Source organism: Pseudomonas sp. Pseusp11, assembly GCF_047304405.1.
Taxonomy (GTDB): Bacteria; Pseudomonadota; Gammaproteobacteria; order Pseudomonadales; family Pseudomonadaceae; genus Aquipseudomonas.
Window position 1 is genome coordinate 35,815 of record NZ_JBGLZF010000019.1, and the last position, 22,862, is coordinate 58,676.

The following is a 22,862-nucleotide window of genomic DNA, read 5'->3' on the forward strand; positions in this document are numbered from 1 at the left end:
AGGCTTTTATCTTTTTAGCTGAAGGGCATCTGCCCCTCAGATTATCAGTTACCGGACATTCGGTTATTCGGCGTCGAGTTGTTTACCACGGGTTTCCGGCAAGCTGAGCGCCGCCAGGATCACCACCCCGTAGGACACCGCCGCGAAAGCCCCGATTCCCACGCTCAACGGCACCTTCTGACTGAGCAAGCCGATCAGCAGCGGAAACAACGCCGCCAGTGCCCGACCGATGTTGTAGCAAAAACCCTGGCCCGAGCCGCGAATCCGCGTTGGAAACAACTCGGTCAGAAACGACCCCATGCCACTGAAAATCCCCGAAGCGAAGAAGCCCAAGGGGAAGCCCAGCCAGAGCATCACGCCGTTGCTGACCGGCAATTGGGTGTACAGCAAAACAATGGTGAACGAGCCGACGGCAAACAGAATGAAGTTCTTTTTACGACCAAGGATGTCAGTCAGATACGCGCTGATTACATAACCGACGTAAGACCCGATGATCACCATCGCCAGATAACCGCCCGTGCCGAGTACGCTCAAGCCCCGCTCGTTCTTCAGAAACGTCGGCAGCCAGGAGGTGATCGCGTAGTAACCGCCGAGTGCGCCGGTGGTCAGTATCGATGCGCGAATCGTGGTGAAGAGGATGCCAGGGGCGAAAATCTCGTAAAACTTCGCCGGGTTGCTTGGCTCTTGCCTGGCTTTGGCTTCGCGGTAAATCTCCGGATCCTTGACCAGGCGACGGACGAAGATCACGAAAATCGCCGGCACGATGCCAAGGATGAACAGCGCACGCCAGGCGTCTTCCGGCGGCAACACCGAGAACAGCAGCGCATACAGAATGGCTGTCAGCCCCCAACCCAATGCCCAACCCGACTGCACCATGCCGACGGCTTTGCCACGGTCCTTGGCGCGAATCACCTCACCGATCAGCACTGCGCCGGCCGTCCACTCACCGCCAAAACCAAAGCCCATCAAGGTGCGCGCAATCAGCAGTTGCTCGTAGTTCTGCGCGAAGCCGCAGAGGAAAGTGAAGAACGCAAACCACAGCACCGTCAGTTGCAGAGTGCGCACACGACCGATGCGGTCGGAGAGAATCCCCGCCACCCAACCACCGATGGCCGAGGCGATCAGGGTGCTGGTGTGGATCAGCCCGGCCTGGCCGGTGGTGATGCCCCACATGGCAATCAGGGTCGGTACCACGAAGCTGAGCATCTGGGTGTCCATGCCATCCAGGCCATAGCCGATCTTGCAGCTCCAGAACGTGCGACGCTCCTGTTTGTTGATGTTGCGGTACCAGTCAAAAGGTCCCGGGCGAGCCGTGGACTTGGGGATATCGAGGGTGTCGGGCGCACTCATGGCAAAATCTCCGTGCATATTTTATTGGTATTGTTCTGAGCCCCGACGACGCCTATCGTGGGAACCGGATGGCCTGATTTTTGGGCGGTTGGCCCCGCTGCGTCCAACTAATAAAACCCCGCCCTAGACATAAGAAAAACTTTATCCACGAGCTGCCCCCATGAACCTGAAGTTTCTCGAGACGTTTGTCTGGGTCGCCCGACTCAAGAGTTTTCGCCTGACGGCAGACAAGCTCTTCACCACCCAGGCGTCGATTTCCAGCCGCATCGCCGTGCTCGAGAGCGAGCTCGGGGTGAAGCTGTTTCTGCGCGACTCCCGCGGTGTGAGCCTGACCCCCGAAGGCTTGAAAGTGCTCGAATATGCCGAGCAGATGATGGACACGATGCATGCGCTCAAGCAGGCGATCGAGACGCGTTCGAGCAAGGCCGGACGGGTGCGGATCGGCGTCATGGACACGGTGATCCACACTTGGCTCAGCCCGTTGGTGGCACAGATGATGGATCACTACCCGCTGGTGGAAATCGAGCTGGTGGCCGATACCGCGCTCAACCTCTGCGATCAGCTGCAAAAAGGCTTTCTCGATCTGATCCTGCAAACCGACCTGTTGCGCCAGGAAAGCGTGCGCAGCCTGGAGCTGGCCAGTCATCCGATGGGCTGGATCGTGGCCAGCAATTCCATCTACAACCGTGAGTATTCAGGTGTCGCCGACCTGGCGCGGGAGCGGATCATTACCTATTCGAAAAACTCCCGCCCGCACCAGGACATCGTGAGCCTGATGCAGGCCAACGGGGTCATGGCGCCACGACTGAACTGCGTGAACTCAGTGTCGGCGATTACCCGTTTACTGCGGGACGGCTTCGGTATAGGCGCCCTGCCACCGGTGCTGGTGGCCGAGGAACTGGCCCGAGGAGAGTTGACCTTGCTGGCCATCGATCAACGGCCGCCGAATTTGCAGGTGGTGGTGTCATGGCGGGTTGGCGTGGAGTGGGTCGAGGAGATTGTTGCACTGTGCCAGCAGGTGCTGGAGCGGTATGCGCGGCAGATGGGTGAGGATTACATTGTTTTGAGTCGTTGATGATCAATATCAAAATCAAAAGATCGCAGCCTTCGGCAGCTCCTACGCGCCTGTGGGCGCTGCCGAAGGCTGCAATCTTTTGATCTTTTTCTTACAGCCCGCGCAAATCCCGCTCTTCGATCGGTCGGCTCTGGCGCAGGCGTTTGCCGCCCAGCACCACCCAGTCGATCAGTCGGAACAGGCATTCAATGCCGAACGACAGCAGCAACGCGCCGCTCATGCCCCAGATCATCGCTTCCGGCGTCAGCAGAATCTGGTAGCTGTAGCCATTCCAGGTTTCCTTGCGAATGTCCGGGTCGGCCGCCAGCACCACTTGCAGGAAGCGGATGTACCACGGGCCCTGCATGGCCTGGAATTGCTTGTCGAGGGCCAGTTGACGGGTGAGCAAAGCGCTCAGGCTGTCGGCATCACTGCGAAAGATCGGGTCTTCGCTGGCACGGTAATGGGCCACCAGCGCCTGCATATCGCCCTTGAAAAACTGATTGGCAGTGCCCTGAAAACCGCTCAAACCGCTTTGCGCCTCGATCAGATGCGCCTCGACCCGCTTGGCATAGTCACTGATGAACCCAGGCACCTGGACACCGATCAACAGGCCTGCCGCGAACAACACCAGCCGTAGATAACTGAGCAACATGGGGGGGAGATCCTTATTCGGTCTTGCCCTGGCTGACGCATTCACCGCGTCGCCACAGGCTCCATTGGCCCGGTTCGTAGCGGGTCCAGGTTTCGTTTTCGGTCAAGGGTTCGGTGGCGATCACCGTGACCACGTCGTTGGGCGTGGTTTCGGCCTGGAAGTCGACGATCACGTCGACGTCCTTCAGGCGTGCCGGACCGAACGGGGCACGGCGAGTAATTTGCGCCAGTTTGGTCGAGCAGTAGCAGAACAGCCAGTCGCCGTCGCTGAGCAAGCAGTTGAACACGCCTTTGCTGCGGTACTCGGCGCAAGCGGCCACCAGGTCCGGCAGCAGTTCTTCAATCTCTACCGGCTCAGGGAACGCAGCACGCACCCGGTTGAGCAAATCGCAGAATGCCGCTTCGCTGTCGGTATCGCCGACGGGGCGGTAGAAACTGGCGGTCGGGTTGAAGTCGGCCAACTGGCCATTGTGGGCGAAACACCAGTTGCGGCCCCACAACTCGCGCACAAACGGATGGGTGTTGGACAGGCAGACCTTGCCGACATTGGCCTGGCGGATGTGGCCGATCACCACTTCGCTCTTGATCGGATAGCGCTGCACCAGGTTCGCCACTTCCGACTCGCTGCTCGCCGCCGGGTCTTGAAACAACCGCAGGCCACGGCCTTCATAGAAAGCGATGCCCCAACCGTCACGGTGCGGTCCGGTGCGGCCGCCGCGCTGCATCAGCCCGGTGAAGCTGAACACGATATCGGTCGGGACATTGGCGCTCATGCCCAATAACTCACACATGCTCGGACTCTCGATGAAAGGCAGGGGCACTGTTACAGACGCGGTTCAACCCGCAAACGCTGCGGGTTGCTCGGTACCGGTGGCCGGCCGTAACGATCATCACCGGCACCGCCAAACGGTTGATCGCCTTCAGGCTCGTCGGCCCGCGCCGCAGCCTTGGCGGCCTCCGCCCGCTCCTTGCGAGCCTTGGATGCGCGCTCGATCGGGAAACGGATCGCCACGAGCACCAGGTAAAGGCCGAAGGCAATCATGCCGTACATGAACAGATCGGAAATCGCCCGCCAGGCGTTGTTGCCGACCTTGAACAGCAGATCCAGCGCAGTAATGGCAATGGCAGGGGCGACCTTTTCCTTCACCGGGTCGATGATGGTCGGGCTGAACAGCAACACCGCCATCAGCAGCCGCAGCGGCTCACGCAGCCAGCGCCACATCCAGCGGGTGATGCGCATCCACACCAACAGGCAGCCTAAAGCGGCAAAGGCGTAGAGGCCCCAAGCGATCAGATAGTCGTTCTCGGTCATGGTGTCCATGGCAAGGCAGGCAAAGAGGCGCTTATAGTAACGACTTTTCGCACTTCAGGCTTGTCCCAATGTGGGAGCGGCAGATGTGGCGAGGGGGCTTGTCTGTGGCGAGGGAGCTTGCTCCCGTTGAACTGCGCAGCAGTTCCTTTTTGGGGGCCGCTTCGCAGCCCAACGGGAGCAAGCTCCCTCGCCACACAAGCCCGCTTCCAAAGGTTGCGAAGCCCCTATTCCGTACTTTGTTCGAGAGCCATTCATGCCCTTATCCGCCAACGTTTCCGACGCGCCCATTGCCCACAAGGCCGACGGCGATGACCCGTATGCCTGGCTGCAGGAGCGCGACACCGACGCAGTGCTCGATTACTTGAAAGCTGAAAACCGCTATCAGGAGGCGCAAACCGCCGATCAGGCCGGGCTGCGCGAAACCCTGTTCGAGGAGATCAAGGGGCGGATTCTCGAAACCGATCTGTCGCTGCCCTCGCCCTGGGGCCCGTACCTGTATTACACCCGCACCACCGCCGGCGACGAATATGCCCGTCATTACCGCTGCCCGCGTCCGACCGATGGCAGCCTGCGCATCGACGAAAGCCAGGAACTCCTGCTGCTCGATCCGAACGTGCTGGCCAAGGGCGGTTTCTTTTCCCTGGGCGCGTTCAGCGTCAGCCCGGACCACCAGCGCCTGGCCTACAGCATCGATTCCTCGGGCGAGGAGGTTTACACGCTGTTCGTGAAGGAATTGTCCAACGGCCGCGTCAGCGAACTGGAATTCCAGGACTGCGACGGCAGCATGACCTGGGCCAATGACAGCCTGACGCTGTTCTTCGGTGAACTCGACGACACCCATCGCCCGCACAAACTGTTCCGCTATCGACTGGACGGCACCGCCGCCGAAGAAGTGTTCCATGAGCCGGACGGCCGATTCTTCCTGCATTGCTACCGCTCAAGTTCCGAACGGCAATTGCTGCTGTCACTGGGCAGCAAGACCACCAGTGAAGTTTGGGCGCTCGACGCCTCGCTGCCGCACCAGGCCTTTACCTGCCTGGCGCCGCGGGTCGAAGACCATGAATACGACGTCGATCACGGCAAACTCGATGGCGAGTGGACGTGGTTGATCCGCACCAACCGTGACGGCATCAACTTCGCCCTGTACCAGGCCGCCGACACCGGCGTCGCGCCGACCGAAGCCGACTGGCAGAACCTGATTCCCCATAGCGACACGGTGATGATCGATGGCATGAGCCTGAACGCCGAGGCCATGACCCTGAGCCTGCGTGAAGGAGGCCTGCCGATCATCGAAGTCTACCCACGGGACTTGGTGCCGTATCGCGTGCAATTACCGGATGCGGCTTACAGCCTGCATGTGCAGAACAGCCTGGAATTTATCAGCGACAGAATCCGTCTGCGCTACGAGGCCTTGAACCGTCCGGCGCAAATCCGCCAACTCATCCTGGCCACCGGCGAGCAGAAAGTGCTCAAGGAAACCCCGGTACTCGGCCCGTTCGACGCCGACGCGTACGTCAGCCAGCGGCTTTGGGCCACGGCCCCGGACGGTACGCAAGTGCCGATCAGCCTGGTGGTCAAACGCGAATTCCTCGGCAAGCCGACGCCGCTTTATCTGTACGGCTACGGCGCTTACGGCGAAAGCCTCGACCCGTGGTTCTCCCACGCCCGCCTGAGCCTGCTGGATCGCGGCATGGCGTTTGCCATCGCGCATGTGCGCGGTGGCGGTGAATTGGGCGAAGCCTGGTATCGCGCCGGCAAGCAGGAACACAAGCACAACACCTTCAGCGACTTCATCGCCTGCGCCGAACACCTGATCGCCAACGGCTTCACCACCTCATCGCAGCTGGCAATCAGTGGCGGCAGCGCCGGTGGCCTGCTGATCGGCGCGGTGCTCAATCAGCGGCCGGAGCTGTTCGGCGTGGCGATTGCCGAAGTGCCGTTCGTCGACGTGCTCAACACCATGCTCGACCCGGAGTTGCCGCTGACCGTCACCGAATACGACGAATGGGGCAACCCGCAAGAACCAGACGTCTATGATCGGATCAAGGCCTACGCCCCGTATGAAAATGTCACCGCACAGGCCTATCCGGCAACGCTGGTGATCGCCGGCTACAACGACAGTCGCGTGCAGTACTGGGAAGCGGCCAAGTGGGTGGCGAAATTGCGCGCGACCAAAACCGACACCAATCCCCTGCTGCTCAAGACAGAATTGGGCGCCGGGCATGGCGGGATGAGCGGTCGCTACCAGGGATTACGTGACGTAGCCCTCGAATATGCATTTGTTTTGAAGGTTTTGGGCATTGCCTGAGGAACTTGGCCCGGCGTCCCGGTCTTAACACCAGACGCCGGGCGCGCCTGGAACAGCAACAGACACAAGAAAAAGACCGTGACGATATGTCAGAACCGACCTTACTGAACAAAGAAATTCGCGACTGGCTGATGGACTGTGGCCTGTTCGATCAACTGCTGCCGGCGGACTTCGTGGCGGCTTCGGGTTACTTCAGCATCAGCACCATCGCCGAAGGCGAAGAGATCTTCCATGAGGGCGATGCCGGCAGTTTCATGTGCATCATCCACACCGGCCAGGTCGCGGTGCAAAAGACCAACAGCGAAGGGCAACGGGTGACCATGGCGACCTTGCGCAGCGGTCGGGCGTTCGGCGAAATGGCCGTGCTCGACGGCGAACGGCGCTCAGCCAGTTGTGTGGCCGCGAGCAACTGCCAGTTGCTCAACCTGGGCAAGGACTCCCTGGAAAAGATGCTCAACGAGGCACCGAAAATCGCCGCCAAGATCATCCGCGCCCTCGCCGTCTCCCTCTCCAAACGCTTGCGCATGGCCGACGGGCAACTGCTCTCGCAGCAGATCTAGACACTATCCGCCCGGCGTTTTGATTTTCGTCGTGCTCGGCTCAAGGCCCGGCAAGGTCTGGTCCTTGGGCGGGTTGGGCATTTCGATCGGCGGCAACAATGGTGGCCCACCGTTGCCGGTCTTGGGCACAGTGGTCGGGGTAATCTGCGGGTACGGCGTCGGCGTGGCAGTGCCGGGCGAACCGGGTATCGGCGTGGGGCCGGTGGGGATGGTTTGCTGCTCCTGGGCCTGCACTGCAGTTATCGAGAGCGCGGCCAGGGCAATGGCCGTTAGAATGGTGCGCTTCATCAATGGCTCCGTTGGCCTTGTGGTCTTTTGCAGGCTACTCCCAACCGCGTTCGTTTGCCTTCTTCCGTCTGTCCATTTCTCCCCAAGAGAGCCCCATGAAACGTTTCGTTCTGCTCGACACCACCCCCATTCCTGAAAACGGCGGTGCCCTGTGCCTGTTCGAATACGGCGAGGACTTCGTCATCAAGATCCAGGGCGGCGATGGCGGGCAGTTGATGAACACCCGCATGCACGGCTCCGAAGATGCCCTGGCGGAAATCCCCTGCCGCAAGGTCGCCGGCCGGCCGAATTCGCGGGTATTGATCGGCGGCCTGGGCATGGGCTTCACCCTCGCCTCGGCGCTCAAGCATTTGGGCAAGACCGCTGAAGTGGTGGTCGCCGAACTGGTGCCCGGCGTGGTGGAGTGGAACCGTGGGCCGTTGGGCGAAAAAGCCGGCAACCCGCTGCTCGACTCGCGTACGGTGATCCGCATGGAAGACGTGGCCAAGGTGCTGCAAGCCGAGCCGCAGGGTTTCGACGCAATCATGCTCGACGTCGACAACGGCCCCGAAGGCCTGACCCAGAAGGCCAACAGCTGGCTCTACTCCGCCGGTGGCCTGAGCGCCTGCGCCAAGGCCCTGCGACCCAAGGGCGTGCTGGCGGTGTGGTCGGCCAGCGCTGACCGGCAGTTTTCCGACAAGCTGAAAAAGGCCGGCTTCAAGGCCGAAGAAGTGCAGGTCTTCGCCCACGGCAACAAAGGCACCCGCCACACCATCTGGATTGCCGAGAAGCTCAAGGGCTAGGCTAAACTTCAACACATAACCGTCATTAGTCTTTTACAAAGGTGAACCCATGAGTTCGTCCACCCCAACCAACACGTCGAAGCTGGACCGCATCCTTGCCGATAACCAGCGCGACAAGGAAATGGGTTACCGCGACAAGGCCTTGAAGATGTACCCGCACGTGTGCGGCCGCTGCGCCCGTGAGTTCTCCGGTAAACGCCTGAGCGAGCTGACCGTGCACCACCGCGACCACAACCACGACAACAACCCGCAGGACGGTTCGAACTGGGAGCTGTTGTGCCTGTATTGCCATGACAACGAGCATTCGCGTTACACCGATCAGCAGTATTTCGACGAAGGCTCGCTGAGTACGCCGAAGATCGCCAAGGCAACGCATAACCCGTTTGCGGCGTTGGCCGGACTGATGAAGAAAGAAGACTGAAGATCTGCTGATCGTTCCCACGCTCTGCGTGGGAATGCATCCCGTGACGCTCTGCGTCACATTCGAAAGCGGAACGCGGAGCGTCCCTGGCGGCATTCCCACGCAGAGCGTGGGTACGATCATCTCCAAACTGAACACCCCTCCCCCAATCCCCGTATAATCGCGCTTTTTTCCCGAAGGCACCCCGCTCGTGGCAGACAAACGGTACAGCTGCATTGGTTTGTATAACCCCAAATCACCGGAGAACGTCGGTTCGGTGATGCGCGCCGCCGGTTGCTATGGCGTGGCGTCGGTGTTTTACACCGGCAAGCGCTATGAACGCGCCGCTGATTTCGTCACCGACACCAAGAAAGTCCACTACGACATTCCCCTGATCGGCATTGACGACCTGAAGAAAATCCTGCCGCTGGGTTGTGTACCGGTTGCCGTGGAACTGGTCGACGGCGCCCGCTCGCTGCCGGAATACACGCACCCGGATCGCGCCCTCTACATCTTTGGCCCCGAAGACGGTTCGCTGGATAAAGAGATCCGCGACTGGTGCGAAGACGTGGTCTATATCCCGACCACCGGCTGCATGAACCTGGCGGCCACGGTCAACGTGGTGCTGTACGACCGCATGGCCAAGGGCAACAACACCCGCTCAGGCCCGAAATTCCGCTGAATCACCGCACATCCGATGGAACGAGCCGACCGCCTCGGCAGTCAGCTTAATTATCCATTCTTGAAGCCTGGAGACAGATCATGAGCGACCTCAAACGCGTAGAGCGCATCGAATCCACCCCGTTCCAGACTCAGCCCGCGCAGAACGTCCAGGGTTGGGAGCGCATCGGTTCCCTGGCCGGCGGCGTGGTAATGGTCGGCAAAGGCCTGCGGCGCGGTGGTGTGTTCGGGTTGCTTCAAGTGGCCATTGGCGGCGTAGCGATGGCGCGGGGTATTACCGGGCACAGTTCGGCGAAAAGCTTTCTGGAAAAGAGCCGTCAGGACATGGTTAACGCTCGGGCCAGGATTGAGCGTGCCGGGGAAGAGTTGAGTCGGTTGAAGGCCAATGCCGAGGCGGCGACCAAAACTGCGACCGTGACGGGCAATGATTCTTTGAAGTCGCCGAAAGCCGGGGTTTAACCTTTTAAGGTCAAAAGATCGTCCGAACACGGCCCTAGCCTTCGGCAGCTCCTACGCGCCTGTGGGCGCTGCCGAAGGCTGCGATCTTTTGATTTTCTATTGCAACAACCCGGTATCGAGCACCTTGGAAGACTCGCCAATAACGCTCTCACTGAGCTGAACGAATTCCTTGGTATCGACACTCTCCAAACGCATCGCCCCACGCAATACATCATCCAGCGAACGCTTGTTGCGGGTCTTCAGGCGAATCTCGCGATCCAGTTCCTGCAGCAACACCACCGCTTTGGCCACCTGCGCCGGATTGATCTGCTCCCCGCGCAAGGTGGTGACCTTCTGGCTGTCCTTGGTCAATTTGCTCTGCAGGCTCTCATACCGCTCATCACTCATGCCGCCCGCTCGGCGCACCAGTTCGATGGCGTAATACTCGGCAAACCCTTCGCTGATCCAGTCGCTGCGCTGGCTATCGTTGATCCGCCCGAACACCTGAGCCAATTCACGCATCAAGGCACTGGTGCCGCTTTCGCTGACCAGCGGCAGGCGGCTATTGAGATAGATCGATTCCCGCGCGGCGAGGCTGCCACGCCACATCGGGTCATTGGCGCCGACGATCAGCAGTTTGCTGGGGTGACGCGGAAAAACCTCCTGCACTTGCGGCCAGACGAACGTCAGCAGCGTCAGCACATCCATGCGGCGCATCCCCTGGCCTTGGGGCGAGGCCACGGTGACTTCGGTTTCCCCCAGTCGCGTGCGACGGCTGCCGAGGTTACCGGCGAGCATCCAACCGGTAGGACGGTCGAACAGGCGCGAGACGTTATCGATGCGGAACTTGTTTTTGCCGATCCGCGGCCAGCCGGTTTCGACGCTTTTCCAACCCGTGGGCAATTCGAATTCCAGGCGTGACACCAGCTCGATACCGTCCTGCTGATCGAGTTTGGCCGCGGGCACCAGGTCATCACCACGCATCAGCGCCCACGTTGGTGTCATGCGCGTGTCGAAACTGCCGTTCTTGCGCCCATGGCTGATGCGCACGCGGTAGGTCAGGCTGGCCTTGTCGGCGGCCGGGCGCCAGACACCACGGGCCTGCGTGCCCGGTTTGAGCTGCCATTGGCCGTCGGCCTTGAAATCGCTGTAGTGACTGCCATCGCCCAAATCGAAATCCAGACTGCGCACCGCCGAGCCTTGGGCCAGGGTCAGGCGTACTTCGGCCTGATCGCTTTGCGGCAACAGGCGCACGTGATAATCCAGATCGACTTTCTTCGCCGCCCACACGGGCGAACTCAGGGCCAGCAGCCCTACAGCCAACACCCGCAGCACTCCCACCGCCATACACACTCCTATTGTGGCGAGCGAGCTTGCTCGCGCTGGGCTGCGTAGCGGCCCCAATTTCTTGTAATTACCGCCGATTTTGTGTGCGCTGTGCACTAACCCGCGCGAAAAATCAGATGATCTTCCCAATCGTCTTCGGCCACGCTGCCTTCGGCGAGCATGCGCCCGGACTGGGAGATACGTTCGTGATGTACCGCATCACGATCACCGCACACCAGGTGATGCCAGAGCGGCAGGTCCTTGCCTTCGCTGACCAGTCGATAACCGCAGGTCGGCGGCAACCATTTGAACTCATCGGCCTTGCCCGGCGTGAGCTGGATGCAATCGGGGACAAAGTCGCGACGGTTGGGGTAATCGGTACACTGACAGGTTTTGAGGTCCAGCAGTTTGCAGGCGATACGCGTGTAGTAGACGGCGTTGTCGTCTTCGTCCTCGAGCTTTTGCAGGCAGCACAGGCCACAGCCGTCGCACAGCGATTCCCATTCCTCTTGATCGAGTTGATCGAGGGTTTTGCGTATCCAGAACGGTTCGACTTTGGCGGCCATGGCTCAAGCATCAACATCAGGTGGTGAAAAGGCCGCCAGTCTAGTGCCAAGGCACCGGCGGGCCAAGCATTGGCGACTGCCGGTACGACGGCACTTGTCAGTTTCTGCGCCACCCAGTAGCTTTGCCAGTCGCAAGGAACCCTGCCCAAGTGCCATTAACGCTCAACCGCGTTGCATTCAGGTGAACTGCCGGCTCAAAAAAACCTGGCGCTCAACTCAACTGTATCTGCCGGTTTTTACGACAACCCTCACTTTCAAACGTAAAGGAATCTCTTGATGAGTGCTAATCCACGCGTTGCCGACTACGCCATTCACCCTCAGTTCACCGATCGCTGGTCGCCCCGCGCCTTCACCGGCGAAACCATCCCCGAAGAGACCCTGCTGAGCTTCTTCGAAGCCGCCCGCTGGGCGCCATCGGCGTACAACTCGCAGCCTTGGCGGTTTCTCTATGCGCGTCGCGACACGCCGAACTGGGAGCGTTACCTGGGCCTGCTGAACGAGTTCAACCGCAGCTGGGCACAGCACGCCTCGGCGCTGGTGATCGTGATCTCGAAAACTACCTTCGTGGCACCTGGCGCCAGCGAAGAAACCCCGGCGCTGTGGCACACCTTCGACACCGGTTCCGCCTGGGGCCACCTGGCGTTGCAAGCGAGCATCAGCGGCTGGCACACCCACGGCATGGCCGGTTTCGATCAGGAGCTGACCCGCAAGGAGCTGAACATTCCTGAGGGTTATGCGCTGCACGCCGCCGTGGCGATCGGCAAGCTGGGCGACAAGGCGACACTGGCCGAGTACCTGCAAGCACGTGAAGAGCCAAGCCCGCGTCGTCCGCTGAGCGAGTTGGCGGCCGAGGGTGATTTCACCCTGTAAAAGCAAAAGATCGCAGCCTCCGGCAACTCCCACAGGTGTTCACAAAACCCTGTAGGAGCTGCCGAAGGCTGCGATCTTTTCAGCTGCGCCTCAATACCCGCGCGCGAAATCCACTTCCCCACGCAACGCTTCACCCGCCTGATACGCCCGCAGGTTCTCGACAAACAGCTTCACCATCGCCGGTGGCGAGGTCGGTGCCGAGCTGTGGCCGGTCAGCAGCAGGCCCCACGCGGTCCAGAACGGATGACGTTGCGGCAGTGGTTCCTGACGGCAGACGTCGATCACAGCCCCGGCCAGATGCCCTTCCTTCAAGGCTTCCACCAGATCCGCATCGACCACCGCAACGCCGCGCCCGACGTTGATGAACAACCCGGTCGCCTTGAACTGCTTGAACAGGGCAGCGTCATACAGGTCGTGCGTATTGGGGGTATTCGGCAGCAGATTGATCACGTAATCCACCTCACCGACCAGGCGCGGCAAATCGCTCAGCGCGCCGACTTCGACAAAGGGCGCCTGCTCCCGGGCGGTGCTGGCGATGCCGTATAACTCGACGCCAAACGGCAGCAGAAACTGCGCCACTGTCTGACCGATGTCACCGGTGCCGACAATCAGCACCTTGCGTCCAGCCAGGCTTTGACCCTGGCGATTGTCCCATTTGCGCTCGACCTGGCTGACCAGCCGCGCCAACACTTCGCGCTCGTGGCCGAGCATGTAAGTCAGCACATATTCAGCCATGACCTGACCGAAAATCCCTACCGCGCGAGTCAGCCGATAGTGCCGTGGCAAGCCATCGGCCAGCAGCGGCGTGATACCGGCCCAGGTCGACTGCAGCCATGCAGGCGTGTGGCCCTGACGCAACAGCGTCGCCAGCAGGTCCGGCTGACCGAGCCAGACCTGGCAGTCGGCGGCCTGACGGGCCAGTTCGGCGGAGTCGCCGCTGGTCAATACTTCCAGATCAGGCGCTGCCTGACGCAACAGTTGGGCATACACAGGGTGGTCGTGTTCAGCAATCAGAACGCGCATGTTTCAAACCTTTCAAAAACAGTGCAGACGACCGCCGACGGAGGATCACTCCATCGTCACGGCCATCGCCAAAATCATTCCAGTGTTTCATAAGGCTCTGAACAGAGCCTGTCTGCCGATTACATCGGGTCGTTGCGGCGCAGCAATTCTTCCGGCAAGTGTTCGATGTATTCATCCTCGGCCGGTGGCATTTGCAGGTGGTAGCCCTGCTTGTCGAGGTTCTCCAGTACTACAGCAATGTCTTCGCGCGACAGCTTGCGCTCGGGGGTCAACACCAGGTCGAAAGCGTGGATGGCTTTGCCGAAAGCCGCCATCAGGGGTTCAGGCACGCGCTCCAGTGCATCGCTTTTGAGCACATAGAGGTACATCCCGTTTTTCTTCGAGCTTCGATAAATCGAGCAAATACGTTTCAAGGCTGTTCTCCGGCGGTGGCCAGGCTGTCGAGCAGCGCCTGGCCCATCAATTCGCGGCGCCAGCCACGCAGCGAATCAGGCAATTGGTAAGGACCATTGGGGAAGCCGCTCTTGAGCAGCGCTTCCAGGGTTTTCTTGCGCAGCATCAGCTCCGGCGCGATGTTCAGGCGCTCGGCTTCGGCCTGGCCGATGGCACGCAGCTGTTTGACCAGCGCGGCGGCTTCCACCGGCAATGGCTCCGGCACCGCTGGCGGCCACTGATCAGGCGACACACTGCCAGAGCGCTTTATCAGATCAAGCAGAAATTCGCCGTCCTGACGCACGGTGCGTGGGTGCATGTCTTCGATTTTCGCCAGTGCGCCGAGGTTGTCCGGTTGGGTGCGTGCCAACGGCCACAGTGAATGTTCACGGATAATGCGGTTGCGCGGCAGATCACGGGCGCGGGCTTCACGCTCGCGCCAGGCGCAGAGCTCACGCAACACGGCGAGTTGGGCGCGGGACAGCTTCCAGGCCAGTTTGGCATCGCGATAGACCTCGTACGGGTCGACCTCGCGCCGCAGATTGGCGACCAGCTCGGCTCCGTCTTCCAGGACCCACGCGTATTTTTCATCAGAAAGCTTCGGACGCAGCTGTACGAAAACCTCTGCCAGATGCACAGCATCTTCGGCGGCGTAGCTGATCTGAGTCTCGGACAGTGGACGTTGCAGCCAGTCGGAACGGGTCTCGCCCTTCGGCAGGTCGATGCCGAGCACCTCCTGCACCAGCCGCGAATAACCCATGGAGAAACCCAGGTTCAGGTAAGCGGCGGCCAGTTGGGTGTCGAACAGCGGCGCCGGCAGGCTGCCGGTCAGGCGCAGCAGGACTTCGAGGTCTTCGCTGCACGCATGCACGACCTTGACCACGGCCTGGTTTTCCAGCAACGCGGCCAGGGGCTGCCAGTTGTCGATGGTCAGTGGGTCAATCAGGTAAGCGCGTACGCCATCGCCGATCTGCAGCAGGCCTGCGATCGGGTAAAAGGTGTCGACCCGCATGAATTCGGTGTCGAGGGCAACGAATGGCAGCTGCTGCCACTCGGTGCAAAACTGACCGAGGCTATCGTTGTCGCGAATCCAGTGAATATCGATGGCCACACGGCTCTCCCTTGAAGAATGGCGCGCAGTATATATCGCCCCCGGCGATTTCCGCGCATCCACTGAACAAGAGCTTTAGCGAAAATACCTGCCGAACAGCAAGAATTGTCTGACAGTTGGAGACTAGCTGTCCTTACGCAACACGTAGACACGCATCCGCGTGCAACCCGGCACCAAGTCCTGATGACTGAGCAAGCAGAAACCCGCTTGCCTGAACTCGGCCTCAAGCTCGGCCTTGCTGGCCTGTGGCTGGGCCTGTGCGTCCTCCACGTCCGAACGCTCGAGCTTGAAACGCCCATCAACCCGCACCGCCACAATCACCGTATCGCGACTGACCCGGTGGAACTCGCGCAACATGGCCAATCGATGCTCGGGACAGGCGATGCGTTGAAACAGTTGCAGGCAAAAAATGCAGTCAACCGCATTCGCCGACAAGCCGATGGTGAAGGCTGAACTCTGAAAGGTCTTGATCCGTTTCAGCAGGTCTTGCGGATGGTGGGTACGGGCGTGATCGAGCATGTCCTGAGACGGGTCGGCCGCGAGGATCACCCGGTTCGCATGCTCGGCCAGAACTGGCCAGAAACGCCCGGCACCGCAGGCCACATCAAGAATCAATCCCGGCTCGCCAGCGACCTGCAGCGCGTTACGCACCAATTGCTCTTCGCGCCAGAACGTCAAACGCCCCGCCAGGCCGCGCGGTCGCGGCTGTTTACAGACGCGGGCGTGTTCCTGATCGTAGCGCCGGGCGAACTCAAGCTCGAAGGCGGATGGGGGCTGCGCGGACATGTTTAATGGCTCTTGTTGGATGTTCCAGGCGCCGCAGATTAGCGGTCGTTACGTGAAAAAAAGGTCGAGTCGCTCATTTTTTGGCCAGCACACCGTCGCCCATTGCGCCGCGGCATTCGGCGAACATATCCAGCCCCGGGTTGTAGACCGTGCTGTTGACCTCCAGCAGACCGAGCATCGAATGGAACAGGTTGTCCTGGCTCAAGGGCTTTTCACGATTCTGCTGCAGGCAATGGGTGTCCACCGAGAACGACTTTTGATAGCTGTCGGAGAACCACGCCATCATCGCTACATGTTTCTGTTGTTCCGGTGCGAGCATGTAAGGCGTGCCATGCAGGAACAGGTTGTATTCGCCCAGCGACTCGCCGTGGTCCGACAGATACAGCATCGCGGTATCGACTTTGCCCTGGTTGCTGCGCAACAGATCGATCAGGGTCGACAGCACGTGGTCGGTATACACCAGCGTATTGTCGTAGCCATTGACGATGCTTTCGCGGCTGCAATTGTTCAGCGCATTGCTTTCACACACGGGCGTGAAGTGTTCGTACTCTTTCGGGTAGCGCTTGAAGTATTCCGGACCGTGACTGCCCATTTGGTGCAGGACCAGCACGGTGTCTTTATTCAGCGTGTCGATGAAGTGCTGCATGCCTTGCAGGAGAATTTCATCGCGGCACTCGCTGTTGGCGCACAGCACCGGGTCTTTCAGGTCACTCACGTCGTCGACAGTGACCCGATCGCAGGTGCCTTTGCAGCCCGACTGGTTATCGCGCCAGATCACCTCGAGACCGGCACGCTTGAGCACGTCCAGCAGGCCTTCCTGGTTCTTCGCCTTGCTGGCGTCGTAATCCTTGCGGCCCATGTTGGAGAACATGCAGGGCACCGACACCGCCGTTTCCGTGCCGCACGAATGCACATCGGTGAAGGCAATCAGGCCGGATTCCTTACTCAGTTTCGGCGTGGTGTCGCGGTCATAACCCAGGATGCCGAAGTTCTCGGCCCGGGCACTTTCGCCCACTACCAGTACCGTCAGGGATTTACGGTCGTGGGTCTGCCAGGCCGGTTTTTTCTGGGCATCTTCACCCAGTTTGGCGAAAGGTTGCCGTGCAGACACCACTTGCTCACGCAGATAACCGAACGAGGCACCGATGTAGTTGCTCGGTACCACCATCAGGCGCAATTCATGGTGATTGCGAAACAACGACGACAGGCCTTGATAGTTGACCAATGCAACACCGCCGATCACCGCAACCGACGCGACACTCACCAGCACTTTACTTAATAACTCACGGTGCCAGCGACGATAATTAACCGGGATTTTCCACAACAACCACGACGGCAAGACGCCGAGCAGCAGGATATAAACAAGCAGTTTCAGCGAGAGTAAGTCGCGCACTTCCGTGGCATTGGTTTCGGCGAAGTTACGCAACATACCGGCGTCGATCAGCACGCCATATTGGCTCATGAAGTACGCCACACCGGCACTGATCAGAAAGATCAGCGTCAACACGGGTTTCATCACGGGTCGGAATGCCAGCAAGGTCAGCACAATGTTGAAGGCCGCCAGGATCATCAGCCCGAACGCGACACGCATGACGATGCCTTGACCGTCTGCAGCGGTGATATCGAAGAGGTGTTGCCAGAGAACTAAATTGAACCCTGCCAATAGAAAGGCACTGGAAACCAACGTCACCCATTCGGGGCGCACGGCTTTGAACTTCAACATGTGATCGGCTGTTCCTGAAAAGAAGTGCCCGCGGCAAATGTGAAAATTTCATTGACCGAGACGCCACAAATCTTAATCAGTCAACCATCAATATTTCGTGAAAAAGAAGCCAACGAATAGTTGGCTTCTGGCATTAGGCCAAAACTTTCAATACTGGCGACCCGTTTCAAGCCTGATGCAGATACCAGCGCCAATCCTGCTCACCGACTTCGCCCATGAATTGCCGGTATTCGGCTCGTTTCACTGCCAGATAGACGCCAAGAAACTCACTGCCGAATGCTTCCCTGGCCCAATTCGAGCCTTCCAGCGCTCGTAACGTGGTCAACCAGTCGGTCGGCAACAATTGCGCAGCCTGGGCGTAACCGTTGCCCTCCACCGGCGCCCCGGGGTCAAGTTGCTCGCTGATGCCGCGATGAATACCGGCCAGGATCGCCGCCGCCGCCAGATACGGATTGGCGTCGGCACCACAAATACGGTGCTCGATATGCCGGGAGAATGCCGGCCCGCCGGGCACTCGCAAACTCACGGTGCGGTTGTCCACGCCCCAAGTGGCCGCCAGGGGTGCGTAGCTGTTGGTCTGGAAACGACGGTACGAGTTGGCATTCGGACAGAACAACAGCAACGCATCGAGCAATGTGGCGAGCATCCCGCCGACCGCGTGCTTGAGCAGCGGCGTGCCGTCCGAGGCCTCGCTGGCGAACAGGTTATTGCCGTCCTTGTCCGCCAGGCTGACATGCATGTGCATGCCGGTGCCGGCCAGGTCATCGAACGGCTTGGCCATGAAACAAGCCGTCATCCCGTGCTTGTGCGCCACGCCCTTGACCAGCCGCTTGTAGCGCACGGCTTCGTCCATCGCCTGCAAAGCGTCGGTGCGGTGTTCGAGAGTGATTTCCACCTGCCCCGGCGCGTATTCGGAAATCGCCGTGCGCGCCGGAATGCCCTGGAGCTTGCAGGCACTGTAGAGGTCGGCCAGAAACGGCTCGATCTGTTCCAGTTCACGCAAGCCGTAGACTTGAGTCCCGCGTGGCCGCCCGCCATCGGCATCCCGCGCCGGTTGCGGCCGACCGTTGCCGTCGCGCTGCTGATCCAGCAGATAGAACTCCAGCTCCGCCGCCATCACCGGGTAATAACCTTCGGCCTGCAAGCCTTCGACGACCTTGGCCAGCAGGTGCCGTGGGTCGGCGATGGTTGCGGGCATGCCCTCTTGCGGATGCATGCTGACCTGCACCGCCGCCGTGGGAATCAATCGCCACGGCATGCGCTGCAAACTGCCGCTGACGGGATAAGCGCGGCAATCGATATCACCGACGTCCCAGACCAGACCGGAGTTTTCCACGTCATCGCCATTGATGGTCAGTCCCAGGATGGTACTCGGCAGTGGCCGACCGCTTTCATACACCGCCAGCAACTCATCGCGATGCAACAATTTGCCGCGTGGCACACCGTTATTGTCGAGGATGAACAGCTCGAACATTTCGATATCCGGGTTCTGTTCAAGAAACGTCAGGGCTTGTTCTTTCGTAGCGAAGGATGTCGTGGCACAGCTCATGGGAATTCTCGTCTATCCGCGTCAGGCAAACGCACAGGCGCCGCCGGGTTGATCCCGGCGCACAGCGCGGGACCTGTCAGAACAATCAGCGGGAGATGCAGGAATCCGGCGGGCGCGCGTGACGGCAGTGCCACAGGGCCCAGAAGGCGAGTTCGGAAGGGAGTGCGACTGGACAACCGTCCATAGAGAAGACCGCAGCAAACAGATGAGCAGCAGCGTCACACGGGCGGTTAAGCCGTTAAATCGGGATTTGAAGAACCTTGGGTGTGGATTGGCTAAACAATTGACTATTCGCGACCGGGGGATTAGGCGGGCGGTACAGTTATTTAATTTCTAAATACTGCTCCGGACTTTCTGATTTGCCGCCTCCAGGGCTAGCGCGCCTAATCGACTCCTTGTTCCTGAAGGTCCGATTATGGAAAACGTTCGCGCAACCTCCCGCCCTGCTCTCTGGCTGATGTTCAGCATCATTCTTGTCGCCCTGAATCTGCGTCCGTCCATGGCCGCTGTCGGCCCGTTGCTGTCAGCCATTCGCGGTGACATCCCGCTGAATTTCAGCCTGGCCTCGCTGTTGACCATGCTGCCAGTCATGGCCATGGGACTGGCGATGTTCTTTGGTATCGGCGTCAGTCAGCGCTTGGGCGAGCAGCGCACCGTAGTGCTGTCGCTGCTGATCATCGGCCTGGCCACAGTGTCGCGGTTGTTCCTTGATTCGGCCGCGGAACTGATCCTGAGCGCCGTACTGGCCGGCGTCGGCATTGCGCTGATTCAGGCGCTGATACCCGCCCTGATCAAGTCCCATTTCAGCGACAACGTTTCCGTGTGCATGGGTCTCTACGTGACGTCGATCATGGCCGGCGCGGCAATTGCGGCGTCATTCGCGCCGTTGGTGATGACCCGTACCGGCAGTTGGCGAGTGGGATTGGCGATCTGGGCGGCACTGGCGCTGGCGGCGTTGCTGTTCTGGTGCGTTCAACGCATGGGAATGCCGACATTGGGGGAAAAGTCGTCCCGCAAAGAATCCTTTTTCCGCAATTCCCGAGCCTGGTTACTCGCAATCTTCTTCGGCCTGGGCACGGCGTCCTACACCTGTGTCCTGGCCTGGCTGGCACCGTACTACGTGGAAAAAGGCTGGAGCGAACAACAGGCCGGCTTGTTGCTGGGCTTTTTGACGGCCATGGAAGTGTTGTCGGGGCTGCTGACGCCCGCCATCGCCAATCGCAACCGTGACCGGCGCCTGGTGCTGGTGGTGTTGCTGACGCTGATCATGACCGGTTTCTGCGGGCTGATTCTGAGCCCGCAACACCTGAGCCTGCTGTGGCCGTGCCTGCTGGGACTGGGCATCGGCGGGCTGTTCCCGATGAGCCTGATCGTGTCGCTGGATCATCTGGACAATCCCCAACGCGCGGGCGGGTTGACCGCCTTCGTGCAAGGCATCGGTTACCTGATCGCCGGCCTCTCGCCGCTGATCGCCGGGATGATTCGCGATCAACTGGGCAGTTTCGAATGGGCCTGGTGGTCACTGATGGGCGTCATGGCGCTGATGATCCTGATGGTCCTGCGCTTCGATCCGCGGCATTACGCCAAACACATTCATTAACCCGGAACCCCCATCATGAAACGCACAGGTTTTGCTGCCGCTCACGTCGGCATGTTGCTCTGGGCGCTGTTGATTGCCGTCTCGTTTTCCGCGGCAGCCCAGGTCAGCCAGGCCATCGACCCGATTCTGCTGACCGGGTTGCGCCTGTTGTGTTGCGCCCTGGTGTTTTTGCCCCTGCTGCTGTTCAAGGGCGATACCGCCATGACCGCCCGCGGCCTGCTCGGTCATGCCGTGCTCGGCATGCTGCTGGCGCTGTACTTCGGCTCGTTGTTTGAAGCACTGCGTTACACCTCGGCGGTGAACACCGGGACGATGTTCACTCTGGTGCCGTTGCTGACACTGCTGTTCGAAGCCATCCTGACACCCGACAGCCGCCTGAAACAACGCGTGTTGCCCATGCTGGTTGCCGCGGCCGGCGCCGTGCTGCTGGTATTGAAAGGCGCAGACCCCGGCGAACTGCCGTCGCTGTATGCGGTATTGGTGTATGCGGTCGGTTGCCTGGCAATGGCGCTCTACTCGCCCCTGAGTCAACGGCTCAAGGCCAACAGCCTCAAGGGGCGCGGTCCGGTGGGCATGACCTTCTGGAACATGCTGTTCGGCGCACTGTTTCTATTGGTGTTCTGTGGGTTCAGCGGCGGCTGGCGTTCGGCATTGTTGCTGAGCGCAAGCGATCTCTGGTGGTTGATCTACCTGGCACTGTTCGCCACCCTGGCGACTTTCTGGCTGCTGCATCGAGCCATTGGCGTGATCGCCCCTTCCTCAGTCATTTCCTACATCTACCTGAGCACCCTGTTCATCACACTGTTCCACTGGTTGTGGCTACGCCAGTCGCCACGCGCCCTGGAAATCATCGGTGCGTTGCTGGTGGGCGTCGGCATGTTGGCGCTGTTAATATCCAGCCGCGATGCGATGCCTGCACAGCAATCAGCGCTGAAGGCCTCTGGCCATGTTTCGGGGGATTGAATTCACAGGTCGTGTTCATAACACTATCTGTCCCACAACTGACCATGAAACATCCTACAAGGCATTCTCTTGGTACTATCGTTCCGCTAAGATCATTCGCACACGTTTGCGCACGGTCAGCGCAAGGAGCACAGCGAGACAGAACGGATGCTGAACAGTAACTTGCTTAGAAAGCTCGATATGCAAGACCTCATGGTGTTTGTCGCCGTGTATGAGCAAAGCAGCGTCACCGGTGTGTCGGAGGCACTTTGCGTCAGCCAGTCCACCGTGAGCTACTGCCTGAAAAAACTGCGCACCAGTTTCGAAGACGAGTTATTCATCAATACCCGCACGGGTATGCGCCCCACCTACAAAGCCAGCACCATGTATGCCCATGTGCTGAAGATTCTCGAAAGCATCAACCTGTGTCACGCCGGGACACCGACGTTCGATCCGACCTTGCAACCGGTCACCTTCAATATCTGCGCGCCGGAATACTTCGAGCAACTGGTCCTGCCGCGCCTGTTGAAGAGCTTCGATTTCGCCGACTTGCCAGTGATGGTCAACATGCACAAGTTCGAAACCGACATCCCGGCCGAAGAACTGCGCGACGGCAGCCTCGACCTGGTGATCTGTTTCGGCCCGGACTTTCATCGAAGCCACACCGACTTCAACTCCAGGCGGCTGCTGGAGGACGATCTGGTCTGCGTCTTCGACAAACGCGCCACGCCGCTGGAGCCGCGCTTGAGCCTGCAAGCGTTCACTGAACGTCGGCATGTGTTCCCGACGCCCTGGACGTCCACCACCAACATGGTTGACGGCTGGCTGGCTCAACAGGCCCACAAACGCCAGATTGTCGCGCGCTCCAACAGCTACAGCGCGGCACTGAAGATGATCACCGGCACCGACTTCATCCTGACCTTGCCCCGGCGCATCCAGCAATTGCTGGCCAATGAGGCGATCTTCAATCACTGCGAAGCGCCCAATGGTTTGCCGGGCTTCACCCTGGACATGCAGTGGAGTCAAAGCGTCGACCAGGACAGCGCCAACACCTGGCTGCGTGAGCAAGTGATCAAGGCCTGCGCCGAGCAGGAAATAGCCTGAAAT

The 22,862-nt window shown here is 60.0% G+C and carries 24 protein-coding genes; 11 read left to right on the plus strand and 13 right to left on the minus strand.

Annotated elements, in window-relative coordinates:
• Positions 1–63: 63 nt before the first annotated feature.
• Positions 64–1,350 carry an MFS transporter gene (locus tag ACCC96_RS17005; RefSeq protein WP_258670764.1) on the minus strand — a complete coding sequence of 429 codons (1,287 nt, stop codon included), beginning with the start codon at positions 1,348–1,350 and terminating at the stop codon, positions 64–66.
• A 160-nt stretch (positions 1,351–1,510) separates the two neighbouring features.
• Here ACCC96_RS17005 and ACCC96_RS17010 point away from each other — a divergent pair, with 160 nt between their 5' ends.
• The gene (locus ACCC96_RS17010; RefSeq protein WP_413696382.1) at positions 1,511–2,425 is read left to right on the plus strand and encodes a LysR family transcriptional regulator; all 915 of its coding nucleotides are present in this window, start codon (positions 1,511–1,513) and stop codon (positions 2,423–2,425) included.
• A 91-nt stretch (positions 2,426–2,516) separates the two neighbouring features.
• Here ACCC96_RS17010 and ACCC96_RS17015 read toward each other — a convergent pair whose 3' ends face one another.
• From ACCC96_RS17015 to ACCC96_RS17025, 3 genes are read right to left on the minus strand one after another with little or no spacing between them, the layout of a single operon-like run.
• Complete coding sequence (locus ACCC96_RS17015; RefSeq protein ID WP_018926754.1) at positions 2,517–3,059, minus strand: DUF2937 family protein; 543 nt, start codon at positions 3,057–3,059, stop codon at positions 2,517–2,519.
• Positions 3,060–3,072: 13 nt separating this feature from the next.
• Entirely contained in the window at positions 3,073–3,849 is a 777-nt protein-coding gene (locus tag ACCC96_RS17020; protein WP_007934123.1) for a class II glutamine amidotransferase, read from the minus strand.
• Between the two features lie 32 nt (positions 3,850–3,881).
• The gene (locus tag ACCC96_RS17025) at positions 3,882–4,379 is read right to left on the minus strand and encodes a hypothetical protein (protein WP_019580815.1); all 498 of its coding nucleotides are present in this window, start codon (positions 4,377–4,379) and stop codon (positions 3,882–3,884) included.
• Positions 4,380–4,623: 244 nt separating this feature from the next.
• Here ACCC96_RS17025 and ACCC96_RS17030 point away from each other — a divergent pair, with 244 nt between their 5' ends.
• Both ACCC96_RS17030 and ACCC96_RS17035 read left to right on the plus strand, forming a co-directional pair.
• A complete protein-coding gene (locus ACCC96_RS17030; RefSeq protein WP_413696383.1) occupies positions 4,624–6,678 on the plus strand; it encodes a S9 family peptidase in 2,055 nt (684 codons plus the stop codon).
• Positions 6,679–6,764: 86 nt separating this feature from the next.
• Positions 6,765–7,238 carry a cyclic nucleotide-binding domain-containing protein gene (locus tag ACCC96_RS17035; protein ID WP_019648005.1) on the plus strand — a complete coding sequence of 158 codons (474 nt, stop codon included), beginning with the start codon at positions 6,765–6,767 and terminating at the stop codon, positions 7,236–7,238.
• A 3-nt stretch (positions 7,239–7,241) separates the two neighbouring features.
• Here ACCC96_RS17035 and ACCC96_RS17040 read toward each other — a convergent pair whose 3' ends face one another.
• Complete coding sequence (locus ACCC96_RS17040) at positions 7,242–7,526, minus strand: hypothetical protein (protein WP_019580818.1); 285 nt, start codon at positions 7,524–7,526, stop codon at positions 7,242–7,244.
• A 95-nt stretch (positions 7,527–7,621) separates the two neighbouring features.
• Here ACCC96_RS17040 and ACCC96_RS17045 point away from each other — a divergent pair, with 95 nt between their 5' ends.
• The 4 genes from ACCC96_RS17045 (at position 7,622) to ACCC96_RS17060 (ending at position 9,848) form a co-directional block, all read left to right on the plus strand.
• A complete protein-coding gene (locus tag ACCC96_RS17045; RefSeq protein WP_019648003.1) occupies positions 7,622–8,308 on the plus strand; it encodes a spermidine synthase in 687 nt (228 codons plus the stop codon).
• A gap of 49 nt (positions 8,309–8,357) precedes the next feature.
• Positions 8,358–8,729 (plus strand): YajD family HNH nuclease, encoded by a 372-nt coding sequence (locus ACCC96_RS17050; protein ID WP_007898702.1) that lies wholly within the window; start codon positions 8,358–8,360, stop codon positions 8,727–8,729.
• Positions 8,730–8,919: 190 nt separating this feature from the next.
• Entirely contained in the window at positions 8,920–9,390 is a 471-nt protein-coding gene (locus tag ACCC96_RS17055) for an RNA methyltransferase (RefSeq protein ID WP_007942196.1), read from the plus strand.
• Positions 9,391–9,470: 80 nt separating this feature from the next.
• Entirely contained in the window at positions 9,471–9,848 is a 378-nt protein-coding gene (locus tag ACCC96_RS17060) for a DUF2892 domain-containing protein (protein ID WP_019648002.1), read from the plus strand.
• Positions 9,849–9,944: 96 nt separating this feature from the next.
• Here the strand turns inward: ACCC96_RS17060 and ACCC96_RS17065 are convergent, their stop codons facing one another.
• Both ACCC96_RS17065 and ACCC96_RS17070 read right to left on the minus strand, forming a co-directional pair.
• A complete protein-coding gene (locus ACCC96_RS17065) occupies positions 9,945–11,174 on the minus strand; it encodes a hypothetical protein (protein ID WP_258670771.1) in 1,230 nt (409 codons plus the stop codon).
• Between the two features lie 95 nt (positions 11,175–11,269).
• Positions 11,270–11,719 (minus strand): YcgN family cysteine cluster protein, encoded by a 450-nt coding sequence (locus tag ACCC96_RS17070; RefSeq protein WP_007942199.1) that lies wholly within the window; start codon positions 11,717–11,719, stop codon positions 11,270–11,272.
• A 276-nt stretch (positions 11,720–11,995) separates the two neighbouring features.
• On the opposite strand from ACCC96_RS17070, the gene ACCC96_RS17075 reads away from it, so the two are divergent.
• The gene (locus ACCC96_RS17075; RefSeq protein ID WP_019648000.1) at positions 11,996–12,589 is read left to right on the plus strand and encodes a nitroreductase family protein; all 594 of its coding nucleotides are present in this window, start codon (positions 11,996–11,998) and stop codon (positions 12,587–12,589) included.
• 90 nt (positions 12,590–12,679) lie between these two features.
• Here ACCC96_RS17075 and ACCC96_RS17080 read toward each other — a convergent pair whose 3' ends face one another.
• The 6 genes from ACCC96_RS17080 to ACCC96_RS17105 all read right to left on the minus strand — a co-directional run bounded on the left by ACCC96_RS17080 (position 12,680) and on the right by ACCC96_RS17105 (position 19,213).
• Positions 12,680–13,612 carry a D-2-hydroxyacid dehydrogenase gene (locus ACCC96_RS17080; protein WP_018926763.1) on the minus strand — a complete coding sequence of 311 codons (933 nt, stop codon included), beginning with the start codon at positions 13,610–13,612 and terminating at the stop codon, positions 12,680–12,682.
• Positions 13,613–13,731: 119 nt separating this feature from the next.
• Positions 13,732–14,025 carry a YcgL domain-containing protein gene (locus ACCC96_RS17085; RefSeq protein ID WP_258670774.1) on the minus strand — a complete coding sequence of 98 codons (294 nt, stop codon included), beginning with the start codon at positions 14,023–14,025 and terminating at the stop codon, positions 13,732–13,734.
• The gene (gene rnd, locus ACCC96_RS17090) at positions 14,022–15,155 is read right to left on the minus strand and encodes a ribonuclease D (RefSeq protein ID WP_019647999.1); all 1,134 of its coding nucleotides are present in this window, start codon (positions 15,153–15,155) and stop codon (positions 14,022–14,024) included. The genes ACCC96_RS17085 and rnd overlap by 4 nt, the downstream gene beginning before the upstream one ends.
• Positions 15,156–15,278: 123 nt before the next feature.
• Positions 15,279–15,941, minus strand: a complete 663-nt coding sequence (locus ACCC96_RS17095) for a class I SAM-dependent methyltransferase (RefSeq protein ID WP_019647998.1) — start codon at positions 15,939–15,941, stop codon at positions 15,279–15,281.
• 73 nt (positions 15,942–16,014) lie between these two features.
• Positions 16,015–17,664, minus strand: coding sequence for a phosphoethanolamine transferase (locus ACCC96_RS17100; protein ID WP_413696384.1), 1,650 nt, complete (start codon positions 17,662–17,664; stop codon positions 16,015–16,017).
• 166 nt (positions 17,665–17,830) lie between these two features.
• Entirely contained in the window at positions 17,831–19,213 is a 1,383-nt protein-coding gene (locus tag ACCC96_RS17105; RefSeq protein ID WP_413696385.1) for a glutamine synthetase family protein, read from the minus strand.
• 415 nt (positions 19,214–19,628) lie between these two features.
• Here ACCC96_RS17105 and ACCC96_RS17110 point away from each other — a divergent pair, with 415 nt between their 5' ends.
• From ACCC96_RS17110 to ACCC96_RS17120, 3 genes are all read left to right on the plus strand, one after another.
• Positions 19,629–20,813 (plus strand): cyanate transporter, encoded by a 1,185-nt coding sequence (locus ACCC96_RS17110; RefSeq protein WP_413696386.1) that lies wholly within the window; start codon positions 19,629–19,631, stop codon positions 20,811–20,813.
• A 15-nt stretch (positions 20,814–20,828) separates the two neighbouring features.
• On the plus strand, positions 20,829–21,776 hold the full coding sequence (locus ACCC96_RS17115) for a DMT family transporter (RefSeq protein WP_019647994.1): 948 nt from the start codon (positions 20,829–20,831) through the stop codon (positions 21,774–21,776).
• Positions 21,777–21,923: 147 nt separating this feature from the next.
• On the plus strand, positions 21,924–22,859 hold the full coding sequence (locus ACCC96_RS17120; protein ID WP_413696387.1) for a LysR substrate-binding domain-containing protein: 936 nt from the start codon (positions 21,924–21,926) through the stop codon (positions 22,857–22,859).
• Positions 22,860–22,862: the final 3 nt, after the last annotated feature.